This is a genomic window from Fibrobacter sp. UBA4309, from assembly GCF_002395745.1.
Taxonomy (GTDB): domain Bacteria; phylum Fibrobacterota; class Fibrobacteria; order Fibrobacterales; family Fibrobacteraceae; genus Fibrobacter.
The window spans coordinates 46,646-71,570 of record NZ_DGUN01000075.1; the positions used below are offsets into that span (position 1 = coordinate 46,646).

At 54.5% G+C, this 24,925-nt stretch carries 21 protein-coding genes and 1 tRNA gene; 4 read left to right on the forward strand and 18 right to left on the reverse strand.

Annotated elements, in window-relative coordinates; all coding sequences use genetic code 11:
- Positions 1-5: 5 nt before the first annotated feature.
- From hemC to B3M32_RS10955, 4 genes are read right to left on the reverse strand one after another with little or no spacing between them, the layout of a single operon-like run.
- Entirely contained in the window at positions 6-980 is a 975-nt protein-coding gene (gene hemC / locus B3M32_RS10940; protein ID WP_290746729.1) for a hydroxymethylbilane synthase, read from the reverse strand.
- The gene (hemA, locus tag B3M32_RS10945) at positions 973-2,238 is read right to left on the reverse strand and encodes a glutamyl-tRNA reductase (protein WP_290746732.1); all 1,266 of its coding nucleotides are present in this window, start codon (positions 2,236-2,238) and stop codon (positions 973-975) included. Before hemA ends, hemC begins: the two co-directional genes overlap by 8 nt.
- Positions 2,239-2,257: 19 nt before the next feature.
- Positions 2,258-3,172 carry a hypothetical protein gene (locus B3M32_RS10950; RefSeq protein ID WP_290746734.1) on the reverse strand — a complete coding sequence of 305 codons (915 nt, stop codon included), beginning with the start codon at positions 3,170-3,172 and terminating at the stop codon, positions 2,258-2,260.
- A 28-nt stretch (positions 3,173-3,200) separates the two neighbouring features.
- A complete protein-coding gene (locus tag B3M32_RS10955) occupies positions 3,201-4,436 on the reverse strand; it encodes a CotH kinase family protein (protein WP_290746737.1) in 1,236 nt (411 codons plus the stop codon).
- A 58-nt stretch (positions 4,437-4,494) separates the two neighbouring features.
- On the opposite strand from B3M32_RS10955, the gene B3M32_RS10960 reads away from it, so the two are divergent.
- A complete protein-coding gene (locus tag B3M32_RS10960) occupies positions 4,495-5,307 on the forward strand; it encodes a hypothetical protein (protein ID WP_290746740.1) in 813 nt (270 codons plus the stop codon).
- Positions 5,308-5,315: 8 nt separating this feature from the next.
- Here the strand turns inward: B3M32_RS10960 and B3M32_RS10965 are convergent, their stop codons facing one another.
- The 7 genes from B3M32_RS10965 to B3M32_RS10995 form a co-directional block, all read right to left on the reverse strand.
- A complete protein-coding gene (locus B3M32_RS10965; RefSeq protein ID WP_290746743.1) occupies positions 5,316-6,284 on the reverse strand; it encodes an Lrp/AsnC family transcriptional regulator in 969 nt (322 codons plus the stop codon).
- 87 nt (positions 6,285-6,371) lie between these two features.
- Positions 6,372-7,544 (reverse strand): putative heme d1 biosynthesis radical SAM protein NirJ1, encoded by a 1,173-nt coding sequence (gene nirJ1, locus B3M32_RS10970; RefSeq protein ID WP_290746746.1) that lies wholly within the window; start codon positions 7,542-7,544, stop codon positions 6,372-6,374.
- Between the two features lie 78 nt (positions 7,545-7,622).
- Complete coding sequence (locus B3M32_RS10975) at positions 7,623-7,928, reverse strand: hypothetical protein (protein ID WP_290746749.1); 306 nt, start codon at positions 7,926-7,928, stop codon at positions 7,623-7,625.
- Positions 7,929-7,990: 62 nt separating this feature from the next.
- Complete coding sequence (gene mnmG / locus B3M32_RS10980; RefSeq protein ID WP_290746752.1) at positions 7,991-9,919, reverse strand: tRNA uridine-5-carboxymethylaminomethyl(34) synthesis enzyme MnmG; 1,929 nt, start codon at positions 9,917-9,919, stop codon at positions 7,991-7,993.
- Between the two features lie 8 nt (positions 9,920-9,927).
- On the reverse strand, positions 9,928-11,247 hold the full coding sequence (locus B3M32_RS10985; protein WP_290746755.1) for an FKBP-type peptidyl-prolyl cis-trans isomerase N-terminal domain-containing protein: 1,320 nt from the start codon (positions 11,245-11,247) through the stop codon (positions 9,928-9,930).
- A 50-nt stretch (positions 11,248-11,297) separates the two neighbouring features.
- Positions 11,298-14,624, reverse strand: a complete 3,327-nt coding sequence (gene mfd, locus B3M32_RS10990; RefSeq protein ID WP_290746758.1) for a transcription-repair coupling factor — start codon at positions 14,622-14,624, stop codon at positions 11,298-11,300.
- Between the two features lie 90 nt (positions 14,625-14,714).
- Positions 14,715-14,787: transfer RNA gene (locus tag B3M32_RS10995), tRNA-Lys, on the reverse strand.
- Positions 14,788-14,981: 194 nt separating this feature from the next.
- On the opposite strand from B3M32_RS10995, the gene B3M32_RS11000 reads away from it, so the two are divergent.
- Genes B3M32_RS11000 through B3M32_RS11010 form a run of 3 tightly spaced genes read left to right on the forward strand, consistent with a single transcriptional unit; the run spans position 14,982 to position 18,286 of the window.
- On the forward strand, positions 14,982-15,884 hold the full coding sequence (locus B3M32_RS11000) for a hypothetical protein (RefSeq protein ID WP_290746761.1): 903 nt from the start codon (positions 14,982-14,984) through the stop codon (positions 15,882-15,884).
- A gap of 15 nt (positions 15,885-15,899) precedes the next feature.
- On the forward strand, positions 15,900-16,856 hold the full coding sequence (locus B3M32_RS11005) for a glycosyltransferase (RefSeq protein WP_290746763.1): 957 nt from the start codon (positions 15,900-15,902) through the stop codon (positions 16,854-16,856).
- Positions 16,853-18,286 (forward strand): capsule assembly Wzi family protein, encoded by a 1,434-nt coding sequence (locus B3M32_RS11010; protein WP_290746767.1) that lies wholly within the window; start codon positions 16,853-16,855, stop codon positions 18,284-18,286. The genes B3M32_RS11005 and B3M32_RS11010 overlap by 4 nt, the downstream gene beginning before the upstream one ends.
- 17 nt (positions 18,287-18,303) lie before the next feature.
- Here B3M32_RS11010 and B3M32_RS11015 read toward each other — a convergent pair whose 3' ends face one another.
- The 7 genes from B3M32_RS11015 to B3M32_RS11045 all read right to left on the reverse strand — a co-directional run bounded on the left by B3M32_RS11015 (position 18,304) and on the right by B3M32_RS11045 (position 24,905).
- Positions 18,304-18,732: a PTS sugar transporter subunit IIA gene (locus B3M32_RS11015; protein WP_290746770.1), complete on the reverse strand. Its 429-nt coding sequence runs from the start codon at positions 18,730-18,732 to the stop codon at positions 18,304-18,306.
- Between the two features lie 14 nt (positions 18,733-18,746).
- Positions 18,747-19,769 carry an aminoglycoside phosphotransferase family protein gene (locus tag B3M32_RS11020; protein ID WP_290746773.1) on the reverse strand — a complete coding sequence of 341 codons (1,023 nt, stop codon included), beginning with the start codon at positions 19,767-19,769 and terminating at the stop codon, positions 18,747-18,749.
- Positions 19,770-19,796: 27 nt separating this feature from the next.
- Positions 19,797-20,354: a hypothetical protein gene (locus B3M32_RS11025; RefSeq protein ID WP_290746777.1), complete on the reverse strand. Its 558-nt coding sequence runs from the start codon at positions 20,352-20,354 to the stop codon at positions 19,797-19,799.
- Positions 20,355-20,367: 13 nt separating this feature from the next.
- A complete protein-coding gene (locus B3M32_RS11030; RefSeq protein WP_290746780.1) occupies positions 20,368-21,384 on the reverse strand; it encodes an ABC transporter permease subunit in 1,017 nt (338 codons plus the stop codon).
- 206 nt (positions 21,385-21,590) lie between these two features.
- Positions 21,591-22,421 carry a dihydrodipicolinate reductase gene (gene dapB, locus B3M32_RS11035; protein WP_290746783.1) on the reverse strand — a complete coding sequence of 277 codons (831 nt, stop codon included), beginning with the start codon at positions 22,419-22,421 and terminating at the stop codon, positions 21,591-21,593.
- 53 nt (positions 22,422-22,474) lie between these two features.
- A complete protein-coding gene (locus B3M32_RS11040) occupies positions 22,475-23,449 on the reverse strand; it encodes an RluA family pseudouridine synthase (protein ID WP_290746786.1) in 975 nt (324 codons plus the stop codon).
- 13 nt (positions 23,450-23,462) lie between these two features.
- Complete coding sequence (locus B3M32_RS11045) at positions 23,463-24,905, reverse strand: DUF2914 domain-containing protein (RefSeq protein ID WP_290746789.1); 1,443 nt, start codon at positions 24,903-24,905, stop codon at positions 23,463-23,465.
- Between the last annotated feature and the right edge of the window lie 20 nt (positions 24,906-24,925).

Here is a 24,925-nt window from a genome sequence, read left to right on the forward strand (position 1 = left end):
CTTCATTATAGCTGTTCGCGAATCTTGCCCGCGAGTGCGATTCCCGCTTCACGCGCCGCTTCGACCGTTCCAACCGGGCAAAGGTGCTCCGCACGCAACAGGCGCTGGCTCCCTTCGTCCCAGTAGATTCCGCGGATTTTCATTGTTTGCGTACCATTTTGAATTTGCGAATCATTCGCAAATTCAGCAAAACTCGCCACCGGGAACTGGCAGCCCGCATTGAGCGCCTTCAAAAAAGCCATTTCGGCCACGGCAATGCAATAAGTCGGAGCATCGTTTAAACGAGAGAGGTTTTCAGCAGGACTGGATCCTTCGTCGCTACACTCCTCAGGATGACGTTTTGCGACCTGCGCATTATCAGCCAGTGTCTCTATCGCCAAGATGCCCTGGCCGGAGGCGGGCAAAACCTTGTCCGTATCGAAATATTCCGTCACCTGGTCGGCAAGACCCATGCGCTTGAGGCCGGCTGCAGCAAGCACAACGCCATCGAGTTCCTCGAGCTTGGAGAGGCGCGTCTGGATGTTCCCGCGGATTGGCACGTACTCGATATCAGAACGCAAGGCCTTGAGCTGTACCACACGGCGGATGCTGCCAGTGCCAACACGGGCCCCGGCGGGCAAATCCATGAACTTGATGCCAGATGCTCCTCCGCGGGCAATAAACGCATCGCGCGGGTCTTCGCGGCGCATGACCGCGGCAAGTTTGAATTCCGGCAAGACTTCGGCCGGCATGTCCTTGAGGCTATGAACCGCGATATCGGCGCGGCCTTCAAGCAGCGCGACTTCGAGTTCCTTGATGAACACGCCCTTGCCGCCGAAGCTCGCCAGGGACTTGTCGAGCCTTCGGTCGCCCTCGGTCGTCATGGTGACGAGCTCGTAGGCAAGGCCCGGATTAGCCGACACGAGGGCGTCGGCGACCAACTTCGTTTGCGCCACGGCAAGGGCGCTCTTGCGAGTCGCAATCCGGAGCACGCTAGACATGGCCACCCTCCAGACACTTGAGGAAAACTTTCACGTCTTCGGGCGGATTTTCCGCCTTCACCTTGTACAGGTAATCGTTTGCCATCTTTTTGGCGAACCGCTCGTACATCATGGCAATGCGCTCACGGTCCGCTTCGGGCAAGCCGGGCATCGAACGCAAAAGCTTTTCGGATTCCTCGTTCGCCGTCGCGACCATCCTGTCGGCAATCACGCGGATATCCTTCGCGATATCGTCCATGCCGTACCACTGCAAAAACTCGTCGATGCCTTCCTTCAAGATTTTCTGCGCAGCCTCGAGTTCTACCATGCGCAGGCGGCGGTTTTCCGAGACAATCTTTTCAAGGTCATCGACGCAAACGTACTGCACGCCGGGCAATTCCCCGATACTCGATTCCGCATTGCGCGGGCTGCCGAGGTCGATTATGAGACGCCTGGATTCTTCGACTTCGTGCTTCGCACTACGCTCAGAATGACACTCAGCCACAGCCTTTTCAAATTCATCCTTAGTAATAAGCGGTTCCTGGCAGATGCTGCACAGGATGACCACGTCGCACTTGCCAAGCACCTTGTAGCGGTCTTCCAGCCGAACGGGAGTAAGCACGTCCGCATACTTTTCGGCATTGGCGAACGTCCTGCTGCTCGCAAAAATCTTCGTCGTATTCTCCTGCACGTACTTGAGCATCAGCGAGCCCATCTCGCCCAAGCCCACGATATAGACCGTGCGGTTTTCCAGGTCGTCGAACGTCTTCTGCACCTGCTTCATCGCGAGGAACGGGATATTGCAGCTGAGCTTGCTCAGGTTCGTTTCCGTCTTGATGCGCTTGGTGGTGTGTATCGCCCCCTGGAACAGCTTGTTGAGGCTGTTGCCCGTAGCGTGCAGCTGGTGCGCCGTCTCGTAAGCGCGCCCCATCTGGTGCAGAATCTGATCCTCGCCCACCGCCACGGAATCGAGCCCGGCGCAAACGTTCATCACATGGTGAACCACGTCTTCGCCCGACTTGAAATAGAAGAACTTCGCGAAATCGTCATACTCCTGATGGGCCAGCCCACATACGTAACGCACGAGTTCCGCCTCGCCGATTTCGCGGTCGGAGGCCACGTAGACCTCGGTGCGATTGCATGTCGCAAGAATCAGGAGTTCGTCAAACGGCGAATGGCCGAGCGCATCCGTCTTCACATCCATCGGGATGTAGAACTTCTCGCGGATTGCAATTTCGGCCACCTTGTGGCTCATGCCGGCCATGTAAATCTTGCGCATGGCTCAAAGATAGAAAAAATCAATGTGGCGGGTCGGCACAACAGGGGAGGCCACTGACGGCAATTACGTTAAACGAGCCAGTCGTACTATCCGCCTGTTGAATCTTGAACCGGATTGTCGAAAGATTTAAAGACGCATCGTCACCCGTGACCTTGGCCTTGCCCCAACCGGCCTGTTTGAAGCCTGCCCACGAAGTGCAAACTTCTTGAGCAGTTTCACTCTTCGGAAGGGAAACATACGGGTAATCGTAACCGATAGCTTCATCAATTTCATCATTGAAACCAAGTTCAAGGACCGCTGAGGCCGTACTCGTGTACGTAATACAAATCCCACCTGCCCTAGAAACATCAGCAAGAATAGGTTGCCCATCAGCATCGGTTCCAGCGACATAGAACGCCGCACCGACATAGGGTTTATATGGCAAAGTATCCTGATCCAGAACAAAGTCTGCACAGAAACCCTCACAGGTTTCAATAATCGATACATAGTTTTCTTTTGTGTATTCCATGCCGTCATGGAAAATCACTTTAGATTTTCCTCCGTCAGCATTGTCATCTACCGGGAACCAATATCGAGATTCCTCCGGAATATCATTATTGCACCCGACAACAACCGTATCGTGAGCATACGCAGCCCATAAAAATTGTATACAAACAGGGACATCGAAGTCTATCAATTCATCTAGAAGATGATTCGTAATCCACCTTCTGTAAGAAGACGACGATTCCTGCACCGATGAAGAAGAAATACTTGCCGAAGACTCGGTTGAAGAAGAAAGACTATTCGAAGAAAGATTATTCGAAGAAAGATCAACCACAGAACTATTCGTGGAAGCATCACCCACCTCAGTAATAGAACTGCTGCTTCCATCCGAGGAATCTGTACAGCCGGCACCCAAAATTGCCGCAATAACCAAACAATAGATTTTGCGCATATAGCCCTCCTTTATAACAAATCTATTATTAATAACGTTCGTCAATCCAATTATATCGCCTTTCCATCCACGTTTTCATGGAATCTACCGCTTCGTCATAGGTATAGTACGGATCCTTGAGCGCCCAGTTCTCGGTATTCTGGAGCACGGGCCAGCGCCTATACTCGTTATCAACAGCTCTCTCGATGATTTGCCGGTACACGGGAATGCTGTCGATAAGCGCCTTAAATTGGTGGCGGTGGTCTTCCCAGAATTGACGGGCACGCTCCTTGACCGCCCTATCCCTGAAAAGGTAACGATTCCAGCGACCCCTGCGGATATACCAGTCGTCAGGAGCCTGATTTTCTTCGTACGAGGCGTTTCCAAAGGCAAGGTCAAAATCCCATAGCGGGCCAAAGTGTATGGTACCGCCCTTCTCCCATGTCATGAAGATACTACGGGAAAAGTTGCCATCCTCGTTCTTCGAAAATTCTTGAACCCAGTAATAGAGCAGGTAATCGTCCAGATCCACCCATTCTTCCACATGGTTTTCCTTGTCCTGCTTGACAGAACCCAGGAACGACTCCACTTCGTTCAGGTGGTCCAGCAACATGGCCTTGGATGATTCCGACAGGTTTTTCGGGAACTTGATATGGAACGAATTGTTCATCTCGGTCGTGATATTCGGCTCGTCCAATTTTTTCTCCCCTTCCCTTTCAAACAAGAAAGAAGAATCATTTTCCGCGACGTTCACGCGGTTCTTGCCGACCTTGACCGTTTCGGCAAGCAGGTAGAGTCCCATGTACTTGCGGTTCAGGTAGAGTTCCACAAATTGCATGCGGGGAGTATACTTTGCGCCAAGCCATTCCGAAAGGCGCGTCATCATGTAATTGCGCAAGTGCGTCTTGTCGCCATAGTTCGCTATCAGCGCCCAGTCGCGGTTCTTGGGCATTCCCAGCAGCGAAACCTTGTCATTGAATTCGAGCTTCATACCGTACTTGGGCATCTTGAAACTGGAGTTGCCGCGGCCACGCACAGTCAAGTCCAGCACCCCCGTCTCGGGAACCGTATCGCCGTATATCTGGAAATACGCCTGGAATTCCGTTTCCCTGTCGCGCAATTCCCTGAAATCCTCCGTCTCGATGACGACTCGCGGGAGGCCCGCATACGGATACCTGGAATCATCCAGCATCAGGTAGTCCGGATCGCTTTCAGGAGATTCCCAAAAACAGCCCCACAAAAGCAAGGGCATAAGGAATAGGAATCTTGACAGATAAACTCTCATATAAACCAACCTGAATATAATAAAATACTTCAACAGAAAAACGTATATTTACAACGACATGAGAATAGCGCCGTGGATAGTGATTGCCCTGAGTCCCCTTGTAGCATGGGGTACGGAATTGTTACGCCCTGTCGAGATTCCCGCCACGCGTTTCCAGGTCCTGGGAACCATAGAACTTGACGACGACATATACAGCAGCGACATGACCGTATCGGCGGAATATGCCCCCTTCAGGGCGTTCAGCGTCTATACCGATGTCGCCTACCGTTTCTTGAGCTATAGCTACGAATACTCTACCGAGGGTTACATCCACAACTACTGCAACCTGCACGTAAACGGTTTCAACGAAAGCTATGTCGGCGCAAAATTCTTTTTCCTCCCGAACTTCGGGCTGAATTTCAACTGGCGCATTCCGCCTGGCGAAGGTTCGCAGCTGAACCGCTTTCACCGCATGAACATGGAGCCGTTCACGATTTTACGCGTTTCCCGGGACCTGCTTGTCGGAACTTCATTGCGATACAACTCGTTCATCGAGGACAACCATTACAAGCCCGGGGATGAAATAGGATTCAAGGCCTCGTTCGTATGGCAGCTCGGCTGGAACGATTCGCTCCACACGGGATGGCGTCTTTCGGAGGCGTTCCTTTACCAGGTCCGATTCGAGGAATCCGAAAACAGGAACCTCGCGAAACCCTACAGCAAGATGAAGGACAAGTACCGCGGCATGAAAATCGGTTTTGACGCCTCGCGGTATTTCAACGTATTCGGCCTCCCCCTCGGTATCGGCCTCAACTACGAAATCCACAAGGGAACCCTATTCGGCTTCGAGACCGGGCATCGTATCGGAATCTATCTACAGGCTTGGAACTAGAAATCTTTCTAGGCAAAGAACACGAAACTCGTCTTCTTGAGTTCGCGCACGGAATGGAGAACAGCGTAATCGGGATTGCCGATGGAAAGCGCGGCTTCCTCGATGTACTTTTCAAGTTCGGCGGCCGACTGCGCATGCATCATGGCATAGAGCGTGTACGGAAAGCCTTCGAACGCAGGCCGCTCGTAGCAATGCGACACGTGAGGATTTTTAGCGAGGACGGCGCCACTTCCTGCTTCCGAGTTCCGACTGTCTACTACATCGAAGCAGACCATCGCGTTGTAGGCAAAGCCCGCCTCCTGGTGCCTGAGAACAGCCCCGAAACGGCGCATAAGGCCGCCCGCAATATCGCCACGGAGTTCTTCGACAGAAACGCCCCAGTCGGCGTAAGGCGTGAGCGTGTGCGGAATATCGCCACAGGCGGTGCGGATTCGAACCTTGTCTGCTGAAGAAAGTTCTGCACGCGGTCCAACTGCATTCTCCCTGCGTACTGCCAGCTGCCCACTGTCTACTGGCGCGCCAGCGCTCCTCATTACCGTATCGATCTTGAACTTCTTTGTCACCGAAAGGACGTGTACATCGTGCAAGTCCGTTTCTGCACAGAGTTTGTCAATCACCGCGCGGATTTCGTCTTCGGATTCGGCAATGACGGTAAACCACACGTTATATTCATGGGAGCGCACGTAGTTATGCGTGATAGCCGGAACCGCGTTCACCGCGGCGGTAAACTTGTCAATGTCGGCTACCTTGCCCGCACAAAGCCTCGAGATAAAGCCGAGACGGGCAGAATCATAAATTCCCCCGAGCCTGCGGATAATACCGGAATTACGAAGATTCTCGACTGCCTCAAAGACTGCCTGTTCCGTGACGGCCTCGCCCTGCGCGCCGAACATATCCGCAAGCACCTTGTACGGGCGCTCCTCCAGCGGGAAGGCGTCCTGGATGACAGAGAGAAGATGCTGTTCAAGCGCAGTCATATTCAATGTGAAGTGAGAAGTGAAAAACTGATTGATAATTGATGATTGATAATTGATAATTTCACATCATCCATCATCCATTATCAATTATCCATTAATCTCCGCGTCCGTCAAATAACATGCCGGGTCCTGTTCCCAGAAGTCGCCGGTCACCGCCTCGGCGCGGGTACGGAAGTTGCCGTTGCACAGGTTCAGGTAGGCGCACTTGGGGCAGCGTCCCTTCAAAATCGGCTTCCTGTTCTTGAGGCCCGCCATGATCGGGTTCGATTCGTCGCTCCAGATTTCGCCAAAACTCTTCTCGCGCACGTTGCCGAGCGTGATGTACTGCGTGAACTGGTCGGGGTGAACGTTACCGATGCTGTCGATGTTGCCGAACGCCATGCCGCTGCGGTTACCGCCGTTACGCTGGATAAGTTCCAGCACCTTAGCCGCACGGGCAGGGTCTTCGCGCTTCATGCGCAAGTACAGGTAGACGGCGTCGGCATGGTTGTCGACGGTCAGGATTTCCTTGTCGATGCCGCGTTTCTTGAAGTCGAGCGTGCGGTCGATAATCAAGTCCATCGCCTTGCGGCTTTCTTCATGGTTCAGGTCGTTCTCGACCATCGCGGAACCGCGACCGCTATAGACCAAGTGATAGAAGCACACGCGGTCAATATTCTCGCTTTCGAGCAAGTCGAAAATCGCGTTCAGGTCCTGCACGTTGTAGCGCGTAATCGTAAAGCGGAGTCCCACCTTCTGGCCCGTCGCCACGCAGTTGCGGATGCCGCGGAGAGCAAGCCTGTAGGCGCCCTCCTTGCCGCGGAACTTGTCGTGCGTCGTCTCGCAGCCATCCAGGCTGATGCCCACGTAGCCTACGCCCATGTCCTTGAGTTTCTGGGCCACGTCAGGCGTAATGCAAGTTCCGTTCGTGCTGATGGTCGGGCGGATGCCCTTGGAGGCCGCATAGTTCGCAAGTTCAAAAAAATCGGGGCGAAGCAAGGGCTCGCCACCGCTGAAGAGGATTACCGGCACCTTGAAATCGGCCAACTGGTCAATGAGGGCGATTCCCTCTTCGTGGGTCAATTCGTTCTGGTACTTGATAGCCTCGGAACGGGCATAGCAGTGTACGCAACTCAAATTGCAAGTCTTGGTGCAGTTCCACACCACCACGGGGCCGCGGCCCGGCGCCACGCCATTCTTGCATTCATGCGCCTTAGGTTCGTAACGCAGTTGGTCGCCGTAATTCGGGGAATCCATCAAAAGCTTGGTAATGCTAATCATAGGCACAAATCTAGAAATTTACAACAGAAAACGCCCCACTCACGTGGGACGTTTTCAAATTCAGAAGTATAAGCAGCTTTACTTTTCAGCAGCGAATTTCTTGGAAGCGGCCTTGACCTTCGGGTCGTTCTGGGCTTCCTTGATCTTCTGCTTGATGCCGTCCTCAATAGACTTCTTGAGTTTTGCGGCGAGTGCGGGGAAACGTTCTTCCAGGGAATCACTGAAGACGGCCGGCTTCTTGGCTGCAGGGGCGCTACCCTTGCGCTTGGCGTTCAACGGACGCTTTTTCTTGGCCGGGGCCTTCTTTTCTTGGGATTTTTCTGTAGATTTCGGTTCCTGAGGCTTGACTTCTTCTGTGGATTTGACTTCTGTTTCTTCTGCCATAATATACCTCTTGGAAAATGATTAATAGACGCGCCCAAAGATAGTAATTTTTGGCAAAAATATCAAGTCGGCCCGGTTCTGTTCTCCAGCCAATGCGCAAGGACTGTGATATCAGCGGGGCGAACGCCCGGTATGCGGCTCGCCTGGCCAAGCGTAAGGGGCTTGTGGGCATTGAGGCGCTGGCGGCTCTCGATACTGATGGCGGTCACCTGCATGTAGTCAAAGTCTTCGGGCAGGCGCACGGACTCCATCTTCTTCTGCTCCACAATTTCCCGTTCCTGGCGGTCGAAGAATCCGGCATAGAGTTCCTGGGCGTACATGTACCACTGGTCGCGACGGGTGAGCTGCATATCGGGCAGGGCCACCTTGAAGAACGCCTCGGGATTGATGCCTGGGCGGCGGAACACGTTCATCCAGCGGGTGCGTTCGGTCGCAAGCGCCTGCCCCCCCGGAGCGAGAATCTCGTTCGCCTGTTCTGGCGTGGCGGATTCCTCCACCATGCGGGTGCGGGCAGATTCCATCAAGGCGCGGCGGCGCATCCAGTCATCATAGTCGCTGTCCGAAATCATGCCAATGTCATGCGCACGTTCCTTGAGGCGCATTTCGGCGTTGTCGCTGCGCAGGAACAGTCTGTATTCGGCGCGGCTCGTGAACATCCTGTAAGGCTCGTCGAGCAGGATGTTCGACAGGTCGTCCGCCATTACCCCCAGGTAACTGTCGGAACGACCTAAAATAAAGGGGCCCTCCCCCTTTATTTTGAGAGCCGCGTTGATGCCCGCCAGGAGTCCCTGGCCCGCAGCCTCCTCGTAGCCGCTCGTACCACAGACCTGACCCGCGAAATAGAGTCCCGGGACCTTCTTGCATTCGAACGTCGGGTAGAGCTGTGTGGCGTCAACCGAATCGTACTCCACCGCGTAGCCTATCTGCAGCACTCGGGCGCGGGTAAGTCCCGGAATCGTGTGGATGGCGGCGAGCTGGATGTCGGCAGGCAGGCTCGAGCTGAACCCGTTGATGTACACGCGGCCGATGTCCGCCTGTTCCGGTTCCAGGAAAAGCTGATGGCCGTCGCGGTCGCCAAAGCGGTTGATCTTGTCCTCGATGCTCGGACAGTAGCGCGGTCCCTTGCCGTGGATGCGACCGCTGAACATGGGACTATCCTTGAATCCGCTCCGCAGTATCTCGTGCGTCTTGATGTTCGTACGCGTAATCCAGCACACGCAATCGTTGCGGACGAACCCGTTCGTCGGGTCTCCCCAGAAAAAGTCGGCTCCCCGGCCAGGGACGGTTTCTGCCAGATGGCGGTCGCTCATGGGCCAAGCAATCTCGTCGCCACGCTGCACCTCGCATTCGCCGAAGTCGATGGAATCGGGATCGAGCCTGCTGGGCGTCCCCGTCTTGAGGCGGCGCAAGGCGATTCCATGCTTCGCGAGGCTTTCCGAAAGCTTGTCGGCACTCGGCTCGCCCACTCGCCCACCGATACTCGTTTCAAGTCCGGTGAACATCTTGGAGGCAAGGAAGGTACCGCTCGTAATCACGAGAGAGCGTGTCACATAGCGTTCGCCGTTCAGGAGCGTAAGTTCCAGGCGTCCGTCCGCCATGCGTTCGAACGCGGCAAGTTCCCCCTGGATTACAGAGAGTCCGGGAAGATTCGTGACGACGTCACGCGCCACCTCGCTGTAATACTTCATGTCGCACTGGGCGCGCGGCCCCCACACGGCGGGTCCCTTGCTCATGTTGAGCATGCGGAACTGGATGCCCGCCTTGTCGGTCAAGAGCCCCATCAGGCCACCGAGCGCGTCGATGTCACGCACAATCTGGCCCTTGGCCACCCCGCCTACGGCCGGATTACAGCTCATACGCCCGATGGCGTTTATATCCATCGTGAGCATGGCTGTCTTAACGCCGAGCTTCCAAGCGGCGTGCGTCGCCTCGATGCCGGCATGACCGCCACCGACGACGACGACATCATATTGTGAAACTACAGATGACAATCCGCAAATTACTTCGCTGCAGGAGCAGGAGCCGGTGCAGGTGCCGGAGCGGCAGCGGCAGGCTTGAGCGTATCAACCTGTGCCGGAGCCGGCGGTTCAACCTTCCATTCCACGTTCTTGCCGTCGAGGAGTTCAGCGATTTCCTTCTTGAGGTCTTCCTTTTCCTTCTCGAAGGCGGCGTACTGCTTGTAGGTGCCGTCCGGATTCACGAGGTAAATCTTGGGAACGTAACCGTCGCTGTAGAGTTCACCGAACTGGCGGGATTCATCCCACACGACCTTCTCGTTGTCGTCGTAACCGGCGTTGTCGGTGAACTTGCGGATACCGGACTTGTTGTTGCCACCGCTGAACACGGTAATGGCGGTCAGGCCCTTCGGCACGAATTCCTTGGCCATTTCCACAACCTGCGGTGCGGCATGGGCGCAATGACCGCAAGTGGCGGAGAAGTAAGAGATGAGGAGCGGCTTGCCGGCATAGGCTTCAAGGTTTTCGTCCTTCGTAGAAATACCGGTCACCTTCACCTTGAAATTAATCTTCACGGGCATGCCGTTCGGGAGCGTGTCGCCACGGAGACCGGCAACGGCTTCCTTGAGCTTGGCTTCTTCTTCCTGGGCCTTCTTCATAGCCTCTTCGCGGAGGACCTTCATCTTCTCGTTGTAGCGTTCGCCCACAGCCTTGAGGGAATCTTCGGGCAGCGGCATCACGAAGCTGGAATCACGGACCTTGGCCGCGGCATCCTTGACACCGAGAATAAAGTATTCATGATCGAATTCGGTCTGGAACTGGGCGCCGATATTCATCAGCTGGTTGCTGAACTGCATACCCAAGAGGTAAGAGAACTTCTGGTTTTCGGTCGGATTTTCACCCAAGACGACCGGCTGGTTCGTAACAGGAGCTTCCGGTTCCATCGGGAACGCCTTCAAGACGGAGTCGACATAGGCGCGGAACTTGGCCTGGTCGCCGCCAATAGCGGCAACAGCGGCGCTATCCGGCTGGGCCTTGCCCAAACGGGCGCGGACCTTCATATTGTAACGGTTGGCAATCACATTGAGCGAGTCCACGGGAATCTGGACCTTGAAAGTCGAATCCTTGGAAGACTTGATGTTGTCGCGAATAGCCTGAATAACGAAATCCTGATTGATATGCTCACCCACCTGGCGCGGAAGTATCGAGAAATTCTGGGTCCCGAACTGCGTACCGAGCATATAGGCAAATTTCTGGTCATCAGTACTATTTGCGGAAATAGCCGCCTCTGTCTTGGACTGTTGGTTATTGCAGGCAATCAAGGCAAGAGCACAGGCACCGAATACAATAATTTTTGATTTCATCTTTAGGCTTCCTTTATTAAAACTTGCAGATACAAAATAGCAAAAACCGACTACTTCGAGAACGCCCTAAAACATTCCAGGGTTCTTTCGGCGACCATCTCGGGATCGCTCGTGCCAAGCTCGATTACGGCCTGAACCGGAGTTACATTCAAAAGGCGCATCGGATACGGCGACGCCGGGCACATTCCCAGGAGTTCCCTCGGGTCCGGGGGCGGATATTCGCTAAATGTAACCGCAAGTATACCTTTACGCTGCTGCAACCCCTGGACGCGCATCCGCCCGGCCAAGAGCCCAATTTCGGAGACTTTCATCAGCATTTTCGCCGGCGACGGGACTTCGCCGAAACGGTCCTCGAGTTCCTGCAAGATGCTCTCCACCTCGGCGGTAGATGCGATGCGAGCAATCCTCTGGTACAGCGATATGCGGGTAAGGCCGTCCTGGATGTAATCTTCGGGCAGGTAAGCGTCTACGCCGATTTCGACTCGCGGCTGGATAGGCTTGTCCGAAGGCGCCCCGCGCAGCTGTTCCACGGCCTCGCGGACCATCCTTATGTAGGTCTCGAAACCGACTTCGGCAATAAATCCGTGCTGTTCTTCGCCCAGCAGGTTCCCCGCGCCGCGGATATCTAGGTCGCGCATGGCAAGCTGATAACCGCTACCGAGGTCGGTATACTGTTCCAGCGCCTTGAGACGGCGCATCGATTCTGCCGAAATCTCGTTATGCGGAGGAATCACGAGGAATGCCTTCGCCAAAACATCGCTACGGCCAACACGCCCGCGCATCTGGTAAAGCTGGCTTATGCCAAAATGATGCGCGTTCATGATGATTATGGTATTCGCGTTCGGGACGTCCAGACCCGACTCGATAATGCTCGTACTCACCAGGATGTCAAATTCCTTGCTCAAGAAGGCGTTCATCACGCGTTCCAGTTCGCGATCTTCCATTTGGCCATGGGCGACGGCCACGCGGGCGTTCGGGACCCAGCGTTCCACGTCTTCGGCAAGCATGTTGATGCTCTGGACACGGTCATTCACGATAAAGACCTGCCCTCCGCGCGAAAGTTCGTCTTCTATCGCAGCCGTAAGCACGACGTCGTCGCGTTTCATGAGTTTCGTCTCTACGGGCAGACGGTTCATCGGCGCCGTATTGATGAGGGAGATATCGCGGACGCCGGTCATGCTCAGCTGCAGGGACCTCGGGATCGGCGTAGCGCTCATGCTGATCGTATCGACAGCCAAGCGGAACTCACGGAGTTTTTCCTTCTGCTTTACACCGAATTTCTGTTCTTCGTCGATGATGAGCAGTCCCAAGTCCTTGAACTGGTTCTTCTCGCTGAGCAAGGCGTGCGTACCGACGACAATGTCGATAGAGCCTTCGGCAAGCTGCTTGAAAATTTCCTTCTTTTCCTTCGGACTCCTGTAACGGTTCACCAGGGCGATTCTTACCGGGAATGAGGCGAAGCGTTCCTTGAAATTCTCGAAATGCTGTGCTGCAAGGATAGTTGTCGGCACCAGGATGGCCACCTGTTTCTTGGCACAGACGCACTTGAAGGCGGCTCGCATGGCGACTTCGGTCTTTCCGAACCCGACATCGCCACAGACAAGGCGGTCCATCGGTCGCCGCGCTTCCATGTCGCGCATGATATCGGTCGTAGCCTTGATCTGGTCGGGAGTCGGCTCGTATTCGAACGCATCGTCAAACTCCTTCTGCATCTTGGGATTGGGCGGAAAGCCGAAGCCCTCTATCAGTTCGCGCTTGGCGTAGAGTTCCACGAGCTCGCGGGCAATCTGGACGACCTTCTTCTTGACGCGCTTCTTGAGATTTTCCCAGTTCTTGCTTCCGAGCTTGTCCAGGACAGGAATCTTGTCTTCGGAAGGATTGAGACGGTCAATCTTCCTCAAGTCGGAAACGGGAAATTTCAGGCGGTCGCCGCCCGCATATTCCAGGAGAGCGCAGTCCACCATGCCGCCGTTGACTTCGACACGAACCAAACCCAGATAACGGCCGACGCCGTGATCCTCGTGGGCCACGAAATCGCCGCGGGAGAGCGATTCCACCATGAGCGCGCTCGCTACGGAACCCGCAATCTGGCGCTTACGGTGCTTATTGGCATGGCGATTGAATATTCTCGTTTCGGTAAGGAAGGCGATTTTTTCGTCGTTGAGCCAGAATCCTTCCGTGAGATTGCCGACAAAGTAATCCTCGATTTGGAGGTACTCGAAAACATGGCGCAACCGCGTCAAGGCTCCCGGCGTAGGGGCAACGACATACACGCGGCCACCGGCGGCGGTAAAGTCCTCGATTTGCCTTGCGACAGCTTCCGTGCCGGTGCTAGAAAAGTCCTGCGGTTTCAGGTCTACGTTGATCCAGGAACTCGAATCGGCGCTCACGCGGGTCATGTCCAGGCAGGACCGCCCCGGGAAATTTCTGGAAAGTTCGCCGAAGTTCCACCAGAGCTTATCCGGCGAAGCCACGGCAGCAGCGGAACCCTTGATTTCGTCGTAAACTTCGCCATATCCCTGGTACAGCCTGGAAGCCATTTCCGAAAGCCCGGAAAGTTCCTCGAACACAAGCGAACAACCCGGCAGATAGTCCAGAAGGCTATATCCCAGGGACTGGTAGTCCGCACGATTCCACCAGATTCCCGAAAGGTCGGAACCGAACTTGGTCAAGACCTCGCCCGGCAAAGTAAACTCGCCCATCGGGTAAATGCTCACCCGGTCCATCTTATCGATGGAGCGCTGCGTAAAGATGTCGAACGTGCGTATGGATTCGACCTCGTCGCCATAGAACTCGATACGGATAGGATGCGGGAACAGGAAGCAGTTTATGTCGACAATGCAACCGCGGATAGAGAATTCGCCGACAGCGCTGACCAGGGGCTGTTCGTTGAAGCCATGGTCCAGGAGCCACGGTCTAAGCGACGCCGGGTCGAAAACATCCCCCACCTTGATCTTGCGGAATTCCTTTTGGACGGTTCCCGGTGCAGGGAGCTTTATCAGCAACGCGTCCAGGGGGCAGACGACAATCCTTACCGTGTCCTTCTTATCGACGAGATCAAAAAACTTGAGACGTTCCTCGAGAACCCCTTCGAAAGGGACCTTCTGTTCATAAGGTTTCAACCCGATGGACGGGTAAAAAAGGACGTTCTCTTCGCCGACAAGGCCCTGGAGGTTTTCCATCCAGATTTCGGCACTCTTGTAATCCTTTGACACCACCAGGATATTTTCGGGGACATCGAGAAACCTCCCGGCGACCATCATCGACGCCATGGGTATCGATGCTCCGCATACGTGGAGAGATTCTTTCCCGACATTCGCAAACGCAGATAGCGTACCGGGCAAAGAGTCCTGAATAAATTCCTGCAAGGTATCCATACGGCGTAAAGATAGAATTTAGCGCAGCACGCAAGATGCCGGTCAGTAAAATAAAAAACCGGCTCCGACAAATCGGAACCGGTCTTTCACTGAGCTACGAAGGGCTCGAACCTTCGACCCACGCCTTAAAAGGGCGTTGCTCTACCAACTGAGCTAGTAGCCCGAGCGACACAAATATATGAAACTTTTGCCCTTTTGTAAAGGCTTGGGGCATTTTTTTGTCTTTCTTTTTATAAATTATACAATATGAAATTGTCAGGGATTTTTTCAGCCCTCCTAACAGTTGCAATGCTTGTTCCGGCAACTGCTCTTGCGTATTTTGATCGCGGTGACGCGGGTCAAGAAGTCTTCTCTTTTATGCGAACTTTTGACAGCCCTCGAAACGCCGCACTCGAAAAATCTGCCGCGGCAAATCCGAGCACCGATCCTTCCATTACGCAATTGAACCCCGCCGCACTGAGACTTCCGGACGGGAACACCCGCATGGCGTCGATGCATTGGCAAACCGGAGAGTTCGCCGAAAACCAGGGAACCATCTCTTACACGACGCAGTTCGATAAGTTCATTTACCAGATCAGCTACAACTGGCTCGATTACGGTACCATCGATGGCTACGACGAATTCGGCGAAGAAACGGGCGTGGACTACGAGCCGTTCAGCCAGCTGGTCACAGCCACGGCGGCTTTCCCGCTGAAGCATTTCCAATTCGGTTTCACGCTCAAGTTCGCCAGCGACAAACTCGCCGAAGAAACGGGAGACCGTACCGCGTTCGGCCTGGCCTTTGACTGGGGCGTCGCATGGCAGGCCGCCAGCAAGCTTTTCGGATTTTCGCTCATCGCACGCGACATGGGTTGCATCCTGCGCGACTACGTGGACGACGACGAGGACAAGCACTACCCCATGTCGCAAACATTCGCCCTTGCCGGGTACTTCCGCCCCAAGAGCGTCCGCCGCCTCACGCTTTATGCCGATAGCGACTTCCCCAGGTTCGCCGAAGCCAACATGAACCTCGGTGCCGAATACGCCCTAGGCAGCTACTTTTCCATACGCGCCGGTTTTACGCGTTCCTGGATCGACCTTATCCGCGACTTCAAGGAACTCGCCTCTTCGGAGAGCAGACCCAGCGAATCCAACGAGGCCCGCATGCTCAGCGCCGGCCTTGGCTATTCCAGCAGCCTTTTCTCGCTGGACTACTCGTTTTCTTATTTGGCACAGGGGCTCGGGCAAGAACACCGAATCGGTCTTCGCGTAGGCTTCTAAGCAAACGGATACGACATGCCTAAAGTCTGCATAGTCCTGGCCACCTACAACGGAGAAAAGTATCTTCCCCAGATGCTCGATTCGCTGATTGCCCAGACGAAGGCTCCCGACGAAATCATCGTCTTAGACGACGGTTCAAGCGATTCCACTTTAAGCATTCTCCGCGAATACGAAAAGAAGCTTCCGCTCCAAATTACAGCCCTGCCGCAAAACACCGGACACCGCAAGGCCTTTGCCAAATGCCTGGAGATCGCTTCCCGGAACCTCCAGGACGAAGACCTGATAGCCCTTGCCGACCAGGACGACATCTGGCTTCCCCGCAAGATCGAGATTCTCGAAAAGGTATTGTCCGAAGGAGTCTCGGCACCGGACATGGCTTACGGAGATGCCCAAATTATCGACGGGAACGGCAACATCACCGCCCAATCCTGGCGCAAGGCCGAGCAGCTGCTCCCGACGCTCGGAATCGAGTCGCAGCTGACCGGTTTCACGAACGTTACCGGCTGTCTCACGATGTTCAAGGCTAGGCTTTTGCAGGATATCCTCCCGATACCCTCGAGCGTCCCCGTACACGACCAGTGGATTACGCTGTGCGCCTCGCTGCGAAACGGTTACAGGGCCATCGACGAGGCTGTCGTCCAGTACCGCATCCACGGAAACAACGCCATCGGACAAGCCGGCAAGCATTCCTGGAGCGAAAAGCTGAGGACGAACCTCCAATGGGCCAAGGCAGTCAAGGCATCGAAGCAATACGCAAAGCTCTCCGGGAGCCAACAGACATTCCTGACAAAGTACATCGACTACATGGAAGTCCGTTTTCGCAGCAATTTCCTGCCGGGCTGGATTCCCTGGTTGCTCGCCAATTCAAGTTCCATCAATCCGCATGTACACGGCATTTGCGGTCATATGGTACACGCCCTTTTCGGAGCCGTCGGCATCCCGTTCGCCACACGTTTTCTCGGTAAAGCATGATGAAAGAATATTTTGCAATCCCAGTCCTGTTTATCCTGATGGTCGTCACCGGGGCGTTAGCCTTTAACAGCGGCGACCCGAAAGCGAATCACCTCTCCTTTGCCAACGTTGAAAAGGATTACGAGGTCAACATCCGCGGGCAGCTCGTGGACTCCGTAGCCATGACCAACTTGAAAAATGCGCCCACCCATTACGACAATTCCATGTCCATCCGTCTGTTCCTCGACGGGCACTTCACCCAGAAACTCTGGTTCAATTCGAGAGTCAAGGTCAGCACGGACTACACGAATAGGGACATCGCCTTCAACTATTACACCCCGATTGAAGGAATCCCCTTCAACAAGCAAAGCGAAAACAAGCGTACCTGGGACCTGTTTACCGCAAGCATCGCCTACCAGCTGGAACCGGTCAAGCTCATGGCCGGATTCGATTACCTGGAATGGGGACCGGCTCGCCGTAACCACGTCATCTTGCGTGGAGAAAAGAGCTATTTCCGCCCGTGGCAAGATTCCAGCAGCCGTATCTTCGATCCGGCACCCACGCCTTATTTCGGCTACCAGTTCGAAATCGGCCCTGTCACCTACACGCAATACGCGGCCAAGATTTTCGAAAAGAAAAACACCGGCAAATACATGCACGCCCACAGGCTGGACCTCCGGCTGCCCAAGCAGATTACGCTCGGCCTTTCGGAAACATCCATATACGGCACAACGACAGAAGCCGCCGGGACAAACCCCAACGAAGACGCCGACAGCTCCGGCCGTGAATTCGAATGGGCATACGTCATCCCGTTCATTCCCTACGTATTCCAGGAACACCTGCAAGGGGACCAGGACAATATCTCTCTGGCATTCGACCTGAGCGTAAAGACGATTCCGTACTGGGAATTCTACGGAGAACTCCTTTGGGACGATATGAAATCGCCCACCTCCATGTTCGATGACAGCTGGTGGGGCAACAAGTGGGCCACTACGGTCGGCATCGCACGCGACAGCATTAGGATTGGAGCGTTCCTGATGGACTGGCTTGTGGAATATACACGCATTGAACCGTGGGTATACACGCACCACAAGGGCGGCGGATACACCTACGGGAACTACGCGCAAAGTCTCGGCAGCGATCTCGGGGCCAACAGCCAGGAAATCCATACCGAAGCCAGCTTTACCCTCGGCATACTAAAGACAACGTTGTTAGCAGGCAACGTCGCCAAGGACACCGCCTTCGGCGGAAATCTCTGGGATATCCACGGTCCGGACGACCCCACCGACAAGAAATTCCTGAACAAGAAAACAACGTTCGAATACAAGGAACTCGGCGCCACCATCGAAATTACCCCGTGGCACTGGATGAACTTCCGCACCGGGTACACGAGGTTCTTTGGCGATTACGAAGGATTCCGCGCGACGGCAACAGGCAGTCTACAGTGGTAATTTAGAGAAACGCCAAACTAGAACAGCGCTTTCAGTTCGTCCTCGCTCGTTGCGGCGAGGGCTTTCTTTTTCCAGTCTTCATCAAGCAGGTTCTTCGCGACACCGGCAATAGCGACCGTATGCGCGGTTGCCGATTCCGCAGGAGAAAGCAAGACGCACAAAAACTGGGCGACTTCCCCAGCACGGAGCGAGATTCCCGTAAAGCCGGAAGGGCAGACTGAAAAAGACATGAGCGGTTCCGGAAGCCCGAGGATTCTCGCATGAGGGAGCAACAGACCCTGCCCCATGTAGATTCCCTGGTCAACGCGCTCCTTGAGGCTTCCCCACACCGCCAGGGCGTCAAAGGGATGCCCCGCATGCACGAGGGCGTCGTACGCGAGCCCGAGCGCACGGACAAACGTTTCCGGCTGCGGACAGAGGCGGACATGACACGGGACGAGACTCATGTGTACCGTATCGCCTACGAGAGCGCCTTTTCCATGAATTCGATGGCTTCGGGTTCGGTCGCCTTCACAATCTTCTTGAATTCGCCGAGCAACGCGAGAAGCTGCTTTTTACCGGGCTCGATGTATTTTTCGAACTTCTGGATACCCTTGACCCTGCTGAGGAAGCAGTAGGCACCGAGAGCCTGCATCAAGCGCTGCAAGCTGGCTTGGATAAAGCTGTCCCACGCGTCTTCCTTGGTATAGGCCTGAACGCGCTTGTTCTGCATGCGCCAATATTCAAAGAAGTCCTTAATCATTTCAACCGGCAAGGAGACATACGGATCCCACAGGAGGCTCGCGATATCGTAGAAAGCGGACCCACGGCGGGCACCCTGGAAATCGACAAAGGCGATTTCGGAATTCGGGCGGACCATGATGTTCTGGCTCTGGAAGTCGCGGTGCATCAGCACCTTCGGCTGAGCATCTACAGCCACGGCCAGGAGCGAGAAGCAATTGCGCACGCTCTGCGGAATTTCCTTGATACCCTTGAGGCCTTTCAGGTAATTTTCGGTAAAGTAATCCGTTTCCCACTTGAGGGCAGCAAAATCGAAGCGCCTAATCCATAGTTCCGTATGGGAACTGAATATGGACTGGCTAGCCTCCTGCCACTTGACAAGGGCGTCGATGACCGTCGGGTAGATGATGCGTTCGTTGCCGGAGCGGTGCTGCGGGTCGACAGGCAACACTTCGTCGAGGAGGCAACGCTTGCCCAGATCTTCTTGCAGAATCTGGCAGGCACCTTCATCGACCGCGAACACGCGGGGCACCGGGAGATTGTAGTCCCTGAACGTCTTGGAATATTCGATAAAATGCCTAAAGTCATCGTTCACTTCGGCACAGACCTGCAAAACGCACGACTTGGAACCTTCAGAAATGCGGAAATACTGGCGGCCCGAGCCCGCACCCGCAATCGAGGAAACGGTAAAATTCTCAGAATAGCCGCGAGAAAGCAGATAGTCTTTGATAACAGGAGAAATTTGCAAGGATTCGTTACTCATATTCTGTAATATAGTTAACTCAAAACTTTATTTTTCTGGATTATTGCCAAAATCGCCCACAGAAGGATTAGTCCAGCCATCATCGCAACCCGAATAATCATTGAAAATAAAACGATAATGGCCCCGTGCACCACATTTCGTATTGAGTATAGGCAATTGCTTACCAAAATCTTCATGGTAAAAGTGAATAGAAACATCACGCCCCCGAGAAACGGACGCCCTGTATTCTGCATACGGGAACCATTCATCTTCACACATGACCTTGACAGACACCTTATACTCACGCGTTTTTGTGTTCTCCCACGCAGGTCCTCCAAAGCCATCAAAATAAAACATGGTTCTTGATTTTTTCCCGTCGTAATTATCATCCCATATCTTGTAATGTTCATAAGTCGTTTCAAAAGGATCCATCGAGGCGATAACAGAATCGTCCGCCACTATCTCCACGACAAAAGAATCCACGTCCAGAGGATTATCTACGCTTATAGAAAGACCACAGTATCCATACGGCGTCGGACACCCCACCTGCAAGAACGCAAGAGACAGCAACAAAAGAAAAAAGACACCGCCTGCAATCTTTTTCATTTCCCTTCCCTCCTTACGAGAACTTGATTCTCGGGTCCACGAGCGTATAGAGGATATCGCTGAAGAGGCGGCCCACCATGGCCATGAGGCTGCTCAGGAAGATGATGCCCATGACCACGTTGTAGTCGCGGTTCACCATGGAGTTGTAGTACAGGAGCCCCATGCCGTCGATGTCGAAGACCTTCTCGATAAGGAGTGCGCCCGCGAACATGAGCGTGCAGATTTCGGAGAGGCGGGTGGCAATCGGGATAAGCGCGTTGCGGAGCGCATGGCGCACGAGCGCCTGGTTGAAGCTCATACCTTTGGCTAAGGCAGTGCGCATGTAGTCCTTCCCCAGTTCCTCGAGCGCGGAGTTCTTCATGAGGAAAGTGAGGAACGCGAATTCGCTGATCATGTAACAGAAAATCGGGAGAATCAGGTGGTGCCCGAGGTCCACGATTTTCCCGAAGAACGAGAAATCCTCGAAATCATCGCTCGTGAGGCCGCCCAGCGGGAAAATATCGAGGTACGACCCGCCCGCAAGGAAGATGATGAGCAGAATGCCAAGCGCATATCCCGGCATCACGTAGCCCGAGAAAATCAAGCCCGAACTGAAGGAATCGAGCTTGCTACCGTGATGCACCGCCTTCCAGAGCCCGAGGGGAATACATACAAGGTAACTCAGGAAGAACGACGTTATACCGAAGAAGAGCGATATCGGGAAACGGCTCACGATGACGTCCCATACCGGGAGGCCGTAGGTGTAGCTCGAACCGAGGTCAAGGTGCAGCACGTTCCAGAGCCAGGTCAGGTAGCGCTTCCAGGCGGGCTGGTCAAAACCGAAGTACGCCTGGATTTGTGCTATCTGGTCGGGCGACAAGGCCTTCGAGGCATCCACCCCACCCTTCATGGCGGCGGCCTGCTGCGCGCGCGAAATCATTTCCTCCACAGGGCCACCCGGCAACAGCTGGATGAGAATAAAACACACCAGCGAAATCCCGATGAGCGTCGGAATCATCAAGAGCAGGCGGCGGAGGATATAGGAACGCATGTTTAGACGAAAGACGAAAGACGAAAGACGAAAGAAAAACGTTGATGATTGACGAAAGACGAAAGACGAAAGACGAAAGATGAATCAGGATAATCAAAAGTATTTACTGAATAAAGCAAAACAACACCCTTTTCAAAAATAATTCTTTTAAAATCCTTTCGTCTATCGTCTATAGCGAACGAAGTGAAGCGTTCTTTCGTCTAATCTCACCGCATCTTTCCGGAACGCAGCACGTCCATCATGTTGAAGGGCTTGGCGGTACCGGCGGCAATCTGCTCGGCGAGGAAGTTCACGGCGTCCACGGTGCCTTCGGCGTAAATCTTGCGGCCGCACACGTTGTGCTGGAACTCGAAATGGACCGTGCCGTCTTCGCTGTCGAGGCTGTAGGTATGGAAGGCGTGACCGCCGAGGTATTCCTCGGGCACATGCATGCGTTCCATCTGTTCCTTCTCGTTACGGACCTTCTCGATGTCGTCGACGGAGAAGTCAAAGCCCATCTTCTGGAAGTCGCCCACCACGGCCTTCGCCGTACCGCTCGTGTCGGCCTTCGTCTTCTGGTGGCTTTCCACCACGGAGAGCTTGTAGCCGTTGAATGCCGTCGGGAATTCCTTGGCGAGGAACTCGATCATGCTCTGGAAGGCGACAATCTGCTTTGCCATGTTCGGGGCGATGACGCTCGGGTGGTTTGCGTCGGCCACGAGTTTCGCAAGCGCTTCGCGGTCACCGCCGGTAGTGCCCATCACGAAGGGAATCTTGTGCTTCACGTAGAAAGCGGCGTTGTCGTTCACGGCCGTCGGGTGCGTGTAGTCGATGCAAATGACGTTCGGGTACTTCGCGAGCACTTCGCCAATGCGTTCTTCACGGTTGCTCGGCTTCAAGAGCTGGATGGTCTTCCCCGCCACTTCGGCCTCGTTTTCGACGATAATCTCGCCCGTCAACGAATACGGGACAAGTTCCAAACCGCGGGCCACGCAGGTTTCGGCCACGATACGGCCCATGTTGCCCGGAATACCATTAACCATTACTTGTACAGACATAAAAGCTCCTGTTTTTTAAAAGACAAGATAGAATTATTCATTCCCGCCTACATTCAGACATGCAGGCCGAATCCATCTACAAGCGACTTCATTTCTTCGGGGAAATCCATACTACGGAATGTCCGCGGCTCTTTCCAGTAAGGCAAGGCAATTTCGGCCCTGTAGGCATAAAGCATCTGGTAACGGGCTCCTAGGACGCGGTAGTCGTTTTCATCGAGCCCGCCGCCACGAGCCATTTTCTCGTAGTAAATGCCGTCGTGGCTGTAAAGGCGGTCGCCCACGATAGGGAATCCGAGTTCTGCCAGGTGGGCGCGTATCTGGTGCTTGCGTCCGGTAATCAGTTCCGCCTCCAGCAGGGAATACGTGTGCCCGTCGCGTTCTAGGCTCCCCAACTTGCGGAAAACGGTATGGCATTCCTTGCCATCTTCCAGGTGGTGCATGCGCAGGCGAAGCCTATCGTCCGGATCTTCACGCAAAGGCAAATCGCAACGCGTCTCCCCTTCGGGGAAAACGCCCTCCACCACCGCCAAATAAAACTTGCGGAGCAGGATCCTGTCCAGATTCTTCTGGAACCGCGCCGCCGTCTCGGCGTATTTCGCAAAAAGCATGAGTCCGCCCGTATCGCGGTCGAGGCGGTGCATCGGAGTCGCTGTCTCGCAGTCGGTGGCACGTCTCACGATTGCCGCAAAAGTATTATAGAATATACGCCCCGTATGGTGAACCGGAGTGCCGGCAGGCTTGGCGACGACCAGGAATTCCTCGTCTTCGAACACAATCGAGAAATCCGTCGGGACATCGGGTTCGGTATAGTTCTCGACATGGTAAAGCACCTTGTCGTTCTTGTGCGCTACCGTATCCGTATCCGCAACTTCCCCGTTAATGGACACAAGTCCCCGCCCTAGCCGATCTATCCATTCTTCGCGACTATGGTAGGTGAACCTTTTGCAGAGGACATCAAGCAAGCACCGACCTTCCTGTTCCGGACGGACAATGCTCTCGAAATACATGTCACTAGGAGCCTTGGACACTACTCACCCGAAGCTACTGAAGCTGCTTGCGGACATAACCCGTGCTGTCACGGGCCTCGTCGATAACCTCGAACGTTTGCGAACCGATCACGGCACCGTCCTTGAAGGCGACTTCTACGCGGTACTTACCCGCAGGGATGTTCTTCTTGCGGCTGAAGCTACGGAAACCATCTTCGCGACCACCGTTGATGACCATACGGCCCGACGAAATCTTATCGGTAAGCGTATACTTCGCCGTGTTCGGGATCATGTAATGCCAGCGGTATTCGATTTCCGCCTTAAGCGAAGCAGGCGCATAGACGGAAGCAAGCACATAGACATCTTCGCCCGGGATACGGTGGATGCTGGGCATCTGGAGTCCGATCGTTTGCAAAATGCTCGGGGCGTCGACATCGCAACTGTAATCCGTCTTGTCGAAATTCTGGCACACCAGCTGCTGCTTGAGGACTAGCGGCACGGGCGGCACCCAGTTCATCAGATAGGCAACCACCAGACAGACGCTGATGCCGATCGGGGCGATCAGCACCTTCTTGCTGCGGCGCGAAATCTTCCAGAGAAGTACGCAAACGGCAAGCGACAAGAGCGTACTCAGGAAGAACCAGATAAAGCCAATGCGGTGAACGAGGTGCGGTAACGTAAAGTTCATGAACATCGTCCCGAGCAGGCTCAAGAAGGCGAGGCTCACGCCAAAGCTTTCGTACTTTTTCTGCAGGAATTCATTACCGACAAGGAGGATCGCAAGAAGGATGACCAAAATGAACGAAGCCAGCGAACCGCTGCTCTTGAAATAGCACACCACGAGAGCACTGAAAAGGCTACCGAAACAGAACTGCACCGCCCAGCTAAAGCGTTGGCGCCATACGGGGCTCCATTCCCTATCGAGGAAATGATGTTCAACGATAATGGCATTCGCAGGAATGGCAGTCGATTCGTAACCCATGTTCTTGGCAAAGCGTTCTGCGGCGGCGCTAGCCTTGCCAGCAGCCTCCCTTGCCTTTTCTGCCGCCTTTTCGGCAGCTTCCTTTGCCTGATTCTGAACAACCTTCGCTTGCTCCGTCACAAACCTGTTGGCCATGGCGCCGAACGTATTGCCTTTTGCCGGAGCGGTTGCAGGTTGCGGAGCGACCTTTTTAGCCACGATAGTTGCAGAAGGAGCCTTTGCCGTTGCGGTGGCGGGCTTCGCCTGCGGAGCGACAGGTCGGGCCTGTGCAGCGGCAACGGCCCTGATGCGGTCCTTGGTCCACCCCTCGGGGTGTTCCAGGCGGGCCGAAAGCAAAATGACGAGAATCAGGGCGCCCGTATAGTACGCCACCAGGAACACGAGATCGCTGCTCTCGACCATCTGGCCGAGAGTAATGGAATCCCAACCGAAGCCGCCCAAGAATGCAATGGCGGGCGCAAGCTTCTCAATCTTTTTTACCGCGGGTTTTTCGCGCAGGTTGTCTACAAACTTCATATATTACCAATATACAAAAA